Raw genomic sequence first — 10,732 nt, 5'->3', positions numbered from 1 at the left:
TATGTGCATTTTTCAATGAAAGCAGCGCTTTTTTGTCATCAAGCTCTAAACTTAAGTCTGAAATAATTGCGGAATATCCTATTTCTTCCGCGTATCTTGATAGATCGTTGCTCTTGTAATTGTTGGCGAGTTTGCTGACAAATTCATATTCTCTTTTTTGTCTGTCTTTTCGAAGATGTCGCATGTCATCTATTGCTTTTCCTAAACCCAATGTCTTAAAAAGGAAGGTTGCGGCCACGCTAGACAATGGAATTAAAAGATTTTTCAGAAATTCTAAATCTAAATTCATTTCTATCCCTGTAAAAGTAAATGGCGGCCGAGAGGCCGCCATGTGGTGACGTCAATGACCTAATTGTCAGGCACTACATTCTGTTCACTTTCAGCGGTAATACACGTGCTCGCCGTTGGCCGCGCGCCAGCTGCTTTCGAAGTGCGCGGCGTCATCGGCGCTGCGGGGCTTGACGCCCATGAGGATGCCGCCTTGCTTGATGCCTTCCTCGTAGTGCTTCACGCGCTCTTCCGGGATGCCCCAGCCGATGAGCGCGCCGATCAGGCCGCCACTGGCCGCGCCTGCGCCGGCACCGGCCAGCGCCGCGGCGATCGGGCCCGCGATGACCATGCCCAGGCCCGGAATGGCCACCGAGGTGCCCACGGCCGCCACGGCCGCGGCAATCGCGCCCACCGTGCCGCCGATGGCGCCGCCGATGCCCGCGCCTTCCGCGGCCTTGTTGCCCAGCTCGGTCTGGGTGCCCACGGTGGTGTCGCTGCCGAAGTGGCGCTTGCGCGTCTCGTCGGACATCACCAGGTTCACGTCGTCCTTGGTGTAGCCACGCTCATGCAGCGATTGGTAGGCGCGCTCGGCGCTGTCGCGGTCGCGGAACAAGCCGGTGACGTACGGGGTGTCAGCCATGGTGAGAACTCCTTGCTGTGGTTGCGGTGGCGGCGCACGCATCGCGGCGCCTTGGCACCTGTCCAGCAAGCCACGCGCCCAAAAGCCGCCATGCCACGGGACGGGCCCCGGCGTGACGAAGTGCATGCCGCCGCGCTTGACCCGCCTCAAGTGCCCCGCCGCCACGGCCGATGAAGCTGGCAAGTCCGCGCCCCGCGTGGGTTTTTCCAGTTTTCGCCTGACCACGCGCCGCCATGAACATCACGCCGCTGCAGATTTACTTCATAGGCCAGGTCGCCATCGTGACCGGCGCCTGGGGCATGGACCTCACGGGCTCCATGTGGCCCATGGCCTTCGGCGCCTCCACCGGCTGCATGTGCACCGCGCCGCTGGTGCGCCAGCTCCTGGCGCGCTGGCGCGAGCGCCGCTCGCGCTGAGAACAGCGCGCACCGCTGGGTCATTTCGCGATTTCTCGCGGCAATGTCCCCTGCCGCTTTCAAGCACTTTTTGAAGATCCCGCGGGCGCCTCGGCCGTGGGCACCGCCTCCAGCCGCTTCAACTGCAGCTCCGCCAGCGCCTCGTACAGCGGGCGGCTGATCTGGCGCGACACCAGGCTGGCGGTCATGGAGGCCGCCATGAGGCTGAGCACCATGGCGTGGCCGTCCACCATCTCCATGACGATGATGAAGGCGGTGATGGGCGCCTGCGTCACCGCCGCCAGGAAGGCCGCCATGCCCATGGCGATGAGCGCGGGCGCCAGGGCCGGCTGCTGCATCAGCGAGGCGACGTCGTGGCCGACGCCCGCGCCTATGGACAGCGAGGGCGCGAAGATGCCTCCCGGCACGCCCGCCCAGGCCGAGAGCCAGGTGGCGGCGAACTTCAGCACTACGAAGATCACGGGCTGGTGCTGCGTGCCCTCCCCGCCTTCCAGCAGGGCGCGCGTGTGCTCGTAGCCGCTGCCGAAGGTCGCGCCGCCGGTGGCCGCGCCTATGGCGGCCACGGCCAGCGCGCAGCCGGCGGCAAAGCGGATCGGGTACTGGCGCCGCCAGGCGCTGAAGCGGTCCGCTGTGCCGGCGGTGGAGGCGATCAGCAGCCGCGCGAACAGCCCGCCCAACAGGCCGCCGAGCAGCGTGACCAGCAGGCCCGGCGCGAGCACGTCCCAGTCCAGCGGCGGCGCGTGGATGACGCCGAAGTAGGTGAAATTGCCGAACACCGAGACAGCCATCAGGCCGGCCAGGACGATGGCGGCGATGAGCAGGCCGCTGCTGCGCTGGTTGAGGTTGCGCGAAAGCTCCTCGATGGCGAAGAGCACGCCGCCCAACGGCGTGTTGAAGGCCGCGGCGATGCCCGCCGCCCCGCCGGCCACCAGCAGCCCGTGCGCGTTGATGACGGTGCGCGTGGACAGCCAGCGCCGCGCCGCCAGCATCACGCCCGCGGCCACCTGCACCGACGGGCCCTCGCGCCCAATGGACAGCCCCGCCAGCAACCCGGCCGAGGACAGCAGCACTTTCACCAGGCTCAGCTTGAGCGATACGAACAGGCCGTATTGCGGCGGCGGCGTGGCCGTGTCCAGCGCGGCCATGACCTGCGGGATGCCGGAGCCCGCCGCCCCGGGAAACCACTTGCGCGTGGCCCACACGATGGCCGCCACGCACAGCGGGCCGGTGACGAACAGCGCCCACGGGGCGGCGTGCCACAGCTTTTCGAACAGGCGCAGCGCCTGGTCGGTCAGCAAGGTGAAACCCACCACCAGCAGCCCGGCCGCGGCGGCGGCGGCCAGGACGATGGCCCTGTCCAGCCAAGGCCGCCAGTCCACCAGCTCCGTGCGCAGGTTTCTGAGGATGTCCGGCTCGTGCTGGTGCTGCATGGTTTTGTTCTGTGAGGCGCCGGGCACGCCGTGCGTGCGCCGGCGCAGTGCGGCGGGAAAAGCCGCCCAGGGCGAGCAAAGTCCACGCCCGCGCCCGGCGGCCGCGGGATTGTGGTGGCCGAGCGGACAATCGCGTCCCAAGTCCTGGCACGGCTGCAGACCTTGCACGCCGCAACGCCCTGGGCAGCGCCTGCAGCGGCGCGACCAGCGCCCGCTGTGCTCCCGGATCAAGGGGAGGTGCCGCGAGGCTGGCACGCTGTGAGCTGTGAGACCGACCGGGAAGCCTTGGTGCCGATGAAATTTCGCTCGCTTGTCCTTGCCGCCGCTGCCGTGGGCAGCGTGGGGATGGCCGTTGTCCTGTTCCAGCGCCATGCCGTGCCCGCACCGCCGCCGCACGCGCCGCTGCTGCGGCCTGACGACCGGTTGCTGGTGGGCAAGGGCGAGCGCATCTACCAGGTGCGCTGCGCCGCCTGCCACGGCGCCAACCTGGAGGGCCAGGCCGACTGGCGCGAGCCGGACGTCAACGGGCTGATGCCCGCGCCGCCGCACGACGAGAGCGGCCACACCTGGCACCACCCGGACGAGCAGCTGTTCAAGCTCACCAAGCTGGGCATCGCCAAGGCCGCGGGCCTGAAGGACTACAAGACGGCCATGCCGGCGTTCGAGGGCGTGCTCAGCGACGAGGACATCGTCGCCGTGCTCTCCTTCATCAAGTCGCGCTGGCCGGCGAGCGTGCGCGAGAAGCACAACCGGATGAACGCGCAGTACGAGGCGGCCAAGACGCAGCCCTGAAGGCGCAAGCCCCGGCGGCACGGCGGCTGCCCGCGGCCAGAGGGTGAGCCGCACGGGGCGCATCGAAGAGAAAGGAGCCGCCATGGCCAAGGCCACACACAAGGACTACGAGGAGCAGGCGGTCGAAGGCGGCGTGCCGCTGAAGATGTGGACGCGCGGCGTGCCGGTGGAGGACGCGGCGCGGCAGCAACTGGCCAACGCGGCCAAGCTGCCTATCGTCTTCCACCACGTCGCGGCCATGCCGGACGTGCACCTGGGCATAGGCGCGACGGTGGGCTCGGTCATCCCGACCGTGAAGGCCATCATCCCGGCCGCCGTGGGCGTGGACATCGGCTGCGGGATGATCGCCGCGCGCACCACGCTGAGCGCCTCGGACCTGCCGGACCACCTGGGCCCGCTGCGCAGCGCCATCGAGCACGCCGTGCCGCATGGCCGCGCCCCGGGCGCGCGCGACCCCGGCGCCTGGCGCGACGTGCCGCCGCCCGTGGACGCCGCCTGGGCCGCGCTGGCGCCGGAATTCAAGGAGATCTGCCGCGGCCACCCCAAGCTGGAGAAGACCAACCAGCGCGTGCACCTGGGCACGCTGGGCACGGGCAACCATTTCATAGAGGTCTGCCTGGACGAGGCCGGTGCCGTGTGGTTCATGCTGCATTCCGGCTCGCGCGGCGTGGGCAACGCCATAGGCACGCATTTCATCGAGCTGGCCAAGCAGGACGCCCTGCGACACCAGGCCAACCTGCCCGACCGCGACCTGGCCTACCTGGAGGAGGGCTCACGCTACTTCGGCGACTACGTGCGCGCGGTGGGGTGGGCGCAGCGCTTCGCGGCCACGAACCGGGAGCTCATGATGAAAGCCGTGGTGGCCGCGGCGCGCAAGGTGATCCGCAAGCCGTTCGACGTGCAGACCGAGGCGGTGAACTGCCACCACAACTACGTGCAGCGCGAGCGGCACTTCGGCCAGGACGTGTGGGTCACGCGCAAGGGCGCGGTGAGTGCGCGAGAGGGCGAGCTGGGCATCATCCCCGGCAGCATGGGCGCGCGCAGCTTCATCGTCCGCGGCAAAGGCAACCCCGAGAGCTTCAGCAGTTGCTCCCACGGCGCGGGCCGCCGCATGAGCCGCACGGAGGCGAAACGCCGCTTCACCGTGGCCGACCAGCGCGCCGCCACCGAGGGCGTGGAATGCCGCAAGGACAAGGACGTGATCGACGAGATCCCGCACGCCTACAAAAACATCCAGGCGGTGATGGCGGCGCAGGACAGCCTGGTGGAAGTGGTGCACACGCTGCGGCAGGTGGTGTGCGTGAAGGGGTGAGGCGCCGCCGGCTGGGCGCCGGGCTGCCTTACTCCACCACCCGCATGCGCCCCATCACCAGCGGCCCCGTGAAATAGCCCGGCAGCGGCCGGCCCTCGCGCTGCAGCTCGTGGCGGTAGTCGCGCAGCATCTGCCAGCGCGTGTAGGGCTCGTCGCGGCCGGAAAGCGCCACGGACAGCCGCATGACCATGCTGTGCGTCTGCGAGGGCGGGGCGTCGCTGACGGTGAGCGTCATCCACGCCAACACCCCGTAGACCAGCAGCCGCGACGCGTGCACCCGCGGCACGTGCATGCCGCGCAGCGCCAGCAGCGCGGTGCCCAGGCCCAGGACGAAGCCCAGCAGCGCCTCCGAGGGCGAGTGCGCCAGCACCTGCACACGCGACACCGCGATCAGCGCCGCCAGCGCTGTGCCGCCCAGCACGGCCGCGCGCTGCAGGCGCGGCCCGGCGTCGGCCACCAGCACCCGCGCCAGCACCGGCAGCACCGCCGCGGCGAACATGGAGTGGCCGGAGATGCCGGTGAAGTTCAGCGGCGCATAGCCCATCTCCCAGCCGAAGAAGGCGACCTTGTTGGCCGTGGTCACCAGCGCCGACACCGCCGTGCAGCCGCCCCACACCAGCGCCGCGCGCGGCGTGTGCGAGCGCAGCGACAGCCACAGCAGCGTGGCCAGCATGGCGGGCAGCAGGATCTGGGCTTCGCCCAGGCGCGTCAGCAGGTTCCAGGAGACTTCGGTCATGGCAGCCGCGCGGCCCGCGCGGAAGGGATACAAGGCGGCGCGAGCTTAAGGGACACCCCCGCCGCGCGCGCCGCAAAACTTCGGGATTCCCCCTAGACGAACCGGCCTGCGCGGAAATCCTCCACGGCCTGAAAAATCTGTTCGTTGCTGTTCATGACGAAGGGCCCGTACTGCGCGATGGGCTCGTTGAGCGGCTGCCCGGCGATCAGCAGCGCCCGCGCGCCCTCGGCGCCGGCACGCATGCGCACGCCGTCGCTGCCCGCGTCGTTGCGCAAGAGGGCCATGCGCTGCACGGCCACCGGCGTGTCCGCCACGTCCAGCGCACCGCGGTAGACGTAGATGAAGGCGTTGTGCGCGGCCGGCAGGGCCTGCTCGAAGGCAGCGCCCGCGGGCAGGTGCAGGTCCAGGTACAGCGGCTCGGTGCGCTCGCGCTGCACGGCGCCGGCCACGCCGTGGCTGGTGCCGGCGATGACGCGCACGCGCACGCCCTCGGCCGTCTGGAGCTCGGGGATCTGCCCGGAGGCGATGTCCCGGTAGCCCGGCTCGCACAGCTTCTGGTCCGACGGCAGGTTCAGCCAGAGCTGAAAACCTTCCATGCGGCCTTCCTGCTGCTCGGGCAGCTCGCTGTGCACCAGGCCGCGGCCGGCCGTCATCCACTGCACGCCGCCGTTTTCCAGCAGGCCCTCGTGGCCGGCGCTGTCGCGGTGGCGCAGGCGCCCGGCAATCATGTAGGTCACGGTCTCGAAGCCGCGGTGCGGGTGGTCGGGGAAGCCGGCGATGTAGTCGTCGGGGTTGTCGGTGCCGAAGGCGTCCAGCATCAGGAAGGGGTCCAGCCGGCGCTGCAGCGGCTGCGTCAGCACGCGGGTGAGCTTCACGCCCGCACCGTCGCTGGTCGGGGTGCCGGCGAGCACGCGCTCGACGTGGCGCGGGTGGCGGACGAGGTCGGGGGTGGCGGTGTTGGTGTCCATGCGGGTCACTGTAGGTGCCGCGCAAGGCCTTGGCATTGCACGCGTGTGCATGCCGGGTTCCATGAAACGAAAAGGCCGCCCGCAGGCGGCCTTGGCAGCGCAGGGCAGGGCTCAGCGCGGCGGGTGGGCCGGGCCGCCGTGCGCGTGGGGCGCCTGCTGCAGCGCCGCGGGCCGGTCGGTGCGCTTGCGCAGCCGGATGTTGAGCATCTCCACCACCAGCGAGAAGAACATCGCGAAGTAGATGTAGCCCTTGGGCACGTGGTGGCCGAAGCCGTCGGCCAGCAGCACCACGCCCACGGCCACCAGGAAGGACAGCGCCAGCATCTTGATGGTCGGGTGCTCCGACACGAAGCGGCCGATCGGCCCGGCGAAGACCATCATCATCCCCACCGAGGCGACGACGGCGGCAATCATCACCGCCACCTCGTCCACCATGCCCACCGCGGTGATGATGGAGTCCAGCGAGAACACCAGGTCGATCACCATGATCTGCAGGATCACGCCGCTGAAGCTGGCGGCCACGGCCTTGGAGGCATGCTCCTCCTCGCCGGCAAAGGACTGGTGGATCTCGCCCGTGCTCTTCCAGATCAGGAACAGGCCGCCCAGGATGAGGATGAGGTCGCGCCCCGAGATCTCCTGGTTGAGCACCGTGAACAGCGGCTCCACCAGCCCAACGATCCACGACAGCAGCAGCAGCAGGCCGATGCGCATGAACATGGCCATGAACAAGCCCAGGCGCCGGGCGAACTCGCGCCGCTCGGCGGGCAGCTTATCGACCAGGATGGAGATGAAGATGATGTTGTCTATGCCCAGCACCAGCTCCAGCGCGGTGAGCGTGAAGAAGGCGATCCAGGCTTGAGGGTCGGTGAGCAGTTCCATCACGGGGGTTCTCCGGCGGATTTTTGAAGTGAGCCAGGGCGGCGCGGCGCCCGCGCAAAAGACGTTTCGAGTGCGCGGTCGGGCGGGCGTTCCCATTGCAGCCGGCATGCCCGGCCACTTCAGGGGTCCAGGTCCGCGCATTGCCGCCGGCGCGCCATTTCGCGCATGATCAGCGCGCCTCATCCAACCCCCCGGACCCACGGGTCCGACCGTTGACAACGATGCCCGATAAACCTGCCGCGCCGCCGCGGCGTGACCGGCGCCGCGCCGCGGCGCTGCTGCTGTCCTCCAGCCTGTGGCCGGCCTGGCCGGCGCTGGCCGCCATGGCCTCCTCCCGCGCCGCCGCCGCGCCGGTGTCCGGCCCCTCCAACGCCCAGGGCGCCAACGGCGCCGCGCCGCCGGACGCCGAAGGCGCCGCCGCCGAGGGCGGACGCTGGGTGCACGCCCTGGCCACCTTCGGCGAGCCCAAGTACCCGGAAAACTTCACCAGCTTCGAGTACGTGCGGCCGGACGCGCCCAAGGGCGGCGTGCTGAAGCTGCGCAACCCGGACCGGCGCACCAGCTTCGACAAGTTCAACCCCTTCACGGTGCGCGGCAACGCGCCGGCGGGGGTGTCGATCTACATGTTCGAGAGCCTGTGCACCGGCGCGGACGACGAGCCGCAGACCATGTACGGGCTGCTGGCCGAGCGCTTCATCGTGGCGCCGGACAAGTCCAGCATCACCTTCCGGCTCGACCCGCGCGCGCGCTTCTGGAACGGCGACCCCGTGACGGCCGAGGACGTGAAGTTCAGCTTCGAGCGCCTGACCAGCAAGCAGGCCTCGCCCGCACTGGTGCAGACCTACGCCCCGGCCGGGCCCGTGACGGTGCTGGACGAGCGCACGGTGCGCTTCGGCATCAAGGACCGCAGCCTGGACACCGTCTTCCTCGTCGGCGGCCTGCCCGTGTTCTCGCGCAAGTGGGGCCTGGGCGCGGACGGCAAGGTGAAACCCTTCGATCAGGTCGTGGGCGAGTACCCCATCACCACCGGCGCCTACGTCATCGACCGCGTGGACATGGGCCGGCGCATCGAGTTCAAGCGCAACCCGGACTATTGGGCCAAGGAGCACCCCACGCGGCGCGGCTGGTTCAACTTCGACCGCGTGGTCTACCGCATGTACAAGGACGGCTCGGTGGCGTTCGAGGCCTTCAAGACCGGCGAGTACGACATCCACAAGGAGTACAGCTCGCGCGCCTGGGCGCGCCAGCACAAGGGGCCGAAGTGGGACGACGGGCGCATCGTCAAGAACGACTTCGAGACCGCCACTGGCCAGGGCCTGCAAAGCCACCAGTTCAACACCCGGCGCGAGCTGCTGAGCGACCGGCGCGTGCGCGAGGCCATCGCCCTGGCCTACGACTTCGAGCGCATCAACCGCTTCGGCCTGCTCAAGCGCGCCTACAGCGTGTTCAACAACTCGGAGTTCGCGGCCGAGGGGCTGCCCTCCGCGGGCGAATTGAAGCTGCTGGAGCCCTACCGCAAGGCGCTGCCGCCGGAAGTGTTCGGCCCGGCCTTTCGCCCGCCCAGCACCGCCGGCGGCGCGGCGGACTTGCGCCGCAACCTGCTCAAGGCGCGTGCGCTGCTGGAGGACGCGGGCTGGAAGCTCGATGGCGACGGCCTGCTGCGCAACGCGCAGGGGCGCGCGCTGGAGCTGGAATACCTCAACCCGGGCGAGACGGGCGGGCGCATCTCGGACTGGCAGAAGAACTGCGAGAAGCTGGGCATCACGCTCAAGGAGCGCAACGTGGACTTCGCGCTCTACCGCAACCGGCTGGAGAACTACGACTTCGACGTCATCACCATCGTCGAAGGCAAGTTCACCCTGCCCAACGCCGCCAGCTACATCACCAGCTACGGCTCGCAGGCGGCGGACGAGAAGGGCAACGGCAACTTCCGCGGCATCAAGAGCCCGGCGCTGGACCACATCCTGGCCGTCATGTCCAAGGTGCAGACCCTGGCCGAGCTGCGCGACTGCTGCCGGGCCATGGACCGCATCGTGATGTGGAACCACTGGCAGGTGCCGGACGTGTACGTCTCGGCCGAGCGGGCCTCGTACTGGAACCGCTTCGGCATCCCGGCCAAGCAGCCGCTGTACTTCGGCATAGACACGGCCGGCGAGAACAGCGCCTGGCCGGTCATGTGCTGGTGGATCAAGGACAGGAACAAGGAGCAGGCCTGAATGCTCGGCTACATCTTCAAGCGGCTGCTGCTGATGATCCCCACGCTGCTGGGGGCGCTCACCATCACCTTCGCCGTCATCCAGTTCGTCCCCGGCGGGCCGGTGGAGCAGCTCCTGGCCGAGGCGCGCGCCACGCAAAAGGGCGGCGACAGCGACGTCTACAAGGCCGGGCGCGACAGCGACGCCAAGCAGCTCGCCGAGCTCAAGAAGCTCTACGGCTTCGACAAGCCCGCGCACGTGCGCTACTTCGAGATGCTGGGCCAGTTCGCGCGCTTCGACCTGGGCAAGAGCTTTCTGCAGAACAAGGACGTGTGGCAGCTCATCAAGGAGAAGCTGCCCGTCTCCGTGTCGCTTGGGCTGTGGACCTTCTTCATCTCCTACCTGATCTCCATCCCGCTGGGCGTGGCCAAGGCGGTGCGCGAGGGCACGCGCTTCGATGCGCTGACCACCATGGCGGTGCTGGTGGGCTACGCGATCCCGGGCTTCGTGCTGGGCGTGCTGCTCATCGTCCTGTTTGCCGGCGGCACCTTCTTCGAGGTGTTCCCGCTGCGCGGGCTGACCTCGGACAACTGGGAGGAGCTCACCTGGCCGGCGCGCATCGCCGACTACTTCTGGCACCTGACGCTGCCGCTGATCTGCCTGGTGATCGGCAGCTTCGCCGTCATGACCATGCTGACCAAGAACACCTTCGTCGAGGAGATGCGCAAGCAGTACGTGCTGGTGGCGCGGGCCAAGGGCCTGTCGCAGCGCCGCGTGCTCTACAAGCACATCTTCCGCAACGCGCTCATCCCGCTGGTCACGGGCTTCCCGGCGGCTTTCATCGGCGCCTTCTTCGCGGGCTCGGTGCTCATCGAAACGCTGTTCTCGCTGGATGGGCTGGGCCTGCTGGCCTATGAGTCCGTGGTGCGGCGCGACTACCCGGTGGTGCTGGGCTCGCTCTACCTCTTCACGCTCATCGGCCTGGTGGTGAAGCTGATCTCGGACCTGATGTACGTGGTGGTCGATCCGCGCGTGCAGTTCGGCAGCGTGGGCAAGTGAGGCGCGCGGCATGAGCTCCCAACCCATTCTTCCCG

11 protein-coding genes are annotated in these 10,732 nt (G+C 68.8%); 5 read left to right on the top strand and 6 right to left on the bottom strand.

The annotated features are described in order from the left end of the window. A partial coding sequence (locus tag ALA01S_RS33310; RefSeq protein WP_157119168.1) for a hypothetical protein occupies positions 1–331 on the bottom strand: 331 nt, incomplete at its 3' end. Between the two features lie 48 nt (positions 332–379). Continuing rightward, the gene (locus tag ALA01S_RS21535) at positions 380–910 is read right to left on the bottom strand and encodes a hypothetical protein (protein ID WP_066340847.1); all 531 of its coding nucleotides are present in this window, start codon (positions 908–910) and stop codon (positions 380–382) included. Between the two features lie 233 nt (positions 911–1,143). Between ALA01S_RS21535 and ALA01S_RS21530 the strand changes: the two genes are divergently transcribed. Further along, entirely contained in the window at positions 1,144–1,326 is a 183-nt protein-coding gene (locus ALA01S_RS21530) for a hypothetical protein (RefSeq protein ID WP_066340845.1), read from the top strand. A 59-nt stretch (positions 1,327–1,385) separates the two neighbouring features. Here the strand turns inward: ALA01S_RS21530 and ALA01S_RS21525 are convergent, their stop codons facing one another. Continuing rightward, positions 1,386–2,756 (bottom strand): chloride channel protein, encoded by a 1,371-nt coding sequence (locus ALA01S_RS21525; RefSeq protein ID WP_066340864.1) that lies wholly within the window; start codon positions 2,754–2,756, stop codon positions 1,386–1,388. A 294-nt stretch (positions 2,757–3,050) separates the two neighbouring features. Here ALA01S_RS21525 and ALA01S_RS21520 point away from each other — a divergent pair, with 294 nt between their 5' ends. Further along, positions 3,051–3,548, top strand: a complete 498-nt coding sequence (locus tag ALA01S_RS21520; protein WP_066340843.1) for a c-type cytochrome — start codon at positions 3,051–3,053, stop codon at positions 3,546–3,548. An 82-nt stretch (positions 3,549–3,630) separates the two neighbouring features. Continuing rightward, positions 3,631–4,860 (top strand): RtcB family protein, encoded by a 1,230-nt coding sequence (locus ALA01S_RS21515; RefSeq protein WP_066340841.1) that lies wholly within the window; start codon positions 3,631–3,633, stop codon positions 4,858–4,860. 28 nt (positions 4,861–4,888) lie between these two features. Here ALA01S_RS21515 and ALA01S_RS21510 read toward each other — a convergent pair whose 3' ends face one another. The 3 genes from ALA01S_RS21510 to ALA01S_RS21500 all read right to left on the bottom strand — a co-directional run bounded on the left by ALA01S_RS21510 (position 4,889) and on the right by ALA01S_RS21500 (position 7,446). Further along, a complete protein-coding gene (locus ALA01S_RS21510; protein WP_066340838.1) occupies positions 4,889–5,596 on the bottom strand; it encodes a phosphatase PAP2 family protein in 708 nt (235 codons plus the stop codon). 92 nt (positions 5,597–5,688) lie between these two features. Continuing rightward, a complete protein-coding gene (locus tag ALA01S_RS21505; RefSeq protein ID WP_066340836.1) occupies positions 5,689–6,564 on the bottom strand; it encodes a pirin family protein in 876 nt (291 codons plus the stop codon). A gap of 111 nt (positions 6,565–6,675) precedes the next feature. Then, positions 6,676–7,446, bottom strand: a complete 771-nt coding sequence (locus ALA01S_RS21500) for a TerC family protein (RefSeq protein ID WP_066340833.1) — start codon at positions 7,444–7,446, stop codon at positions 6,676–6,678. A 218-nt stretch (positions 7,447–7,664) separates the two neighbouring features. On the opposite strand from ALA01S_RS21500, the gene ALA01S_RS21495 reads away from it, so the two are divergent. Beyond that, entirely contained in the window at positions 7,665–9,659 is a 1,995-nt protein-coding gene (locus ALA01S_RS21495; RefSeq protein WP_066340832.1) for an extracellular solute-binding protein, read from the top strand. Then, positions 9,660–10,697, top strand: a complete 1,038-nt coding sequence (locus ALA01S_RS21490) for a microcin C ABC transporter permease YejB (RefSeq protein ID WP_066340830.1) — start codon at positions 9,660–9,662, stop codon at positions 10,695–10,697. It begins immediately after the preceding gene. Positions 10,698–10,732 lie beyond the last annotated feature (35 nt).

It is taken from the genome of Azohydromonas lata NBRC 102462, from assembly GCF_001571085.1.
GTDB classification, from domain to species: Bacteria; Pseudomonadota; Gammaproteobacteria; order Burkholderiales; family Burkholderiaceae_C; genus Azohydromonas; species Azohydromonas lata.
Note: the sequence above shows the minus strand (reverse complement) of the source record. Positions and strands in the feature narration are given on the sequence as shown.

What these genes read in the sequence shown, in the direction of transcription:
- ALA01S_RS21535 (WP_066340847.1), bottom strand. Translation starts at nt 910, where the DNA reads ATGGCTGACACCCCGTACGTCACCGGCTTGTTCCGCGACCGCGACAGC.
- ALA01S_RS21530 (WP_066340845.1), top strand. Translation starts at nt 1,144, where the DNA reads ATGAACATCACGCCGCTGCAGATTTACTTCATAGGCCAGGTCGCCATC.
- ALA01S_RS21525 (WP_066340864.1), bottom strand. Translation starts at nt 2,756, where the DNA reads ATGCAGCACCAGCACGAGCCGGACATCCTCAGAAACCTGCGCACGGAG.
- ALA01S_RS21520 (WP_066340843.1), top strand. Translation starts at nt 3,051, where the DNA reads ATGAAATTTCGCTCGCTTGTCCTTGCCGCCGCTGCCGTGGGCAGCGTG.
- ALA01S_RS21515 (WP_066340841.1), top strand. Translation starts at nt 3,631, where the DNA reads ATGGCCAAGGCCACACACAAGGACTACGAGGAGCAGGCGGTCGAAGGC.
- ALA01S_RS21510 (WP_066340838.1), bottom strand. Translation starts at nt 5,596, where the DNA reads ATGACCGAAGTCTCCTGGAACCTGCTGACGCGCCTGGGCGAAGCCCAG.
- ALA01S_RS21505 (WP_066340836.1), bottom strand. Translation starts at nt 6,564, where the DNA reads ATGGACACCAACACCGCCACCCCCGACCTCGTCCGCCACCCGCGCCAC.
- ALA01S_RS21495 (WP_066340832.1), top strand. Translation starts at nt 7,665, where the DNA reads ATGCCCGATAAACCTGCCGCGCCGCCGCGGCGTGACCGGCGCCGCGCC.
- ALA01S_RS21490 (WP_066340830.1), top strand. Translation starts at nt 9,660, where the DNA reads ATGCTCGGCTACATCTTCAAGCGGCTGCTGCTGATGATCCCCACGCTG.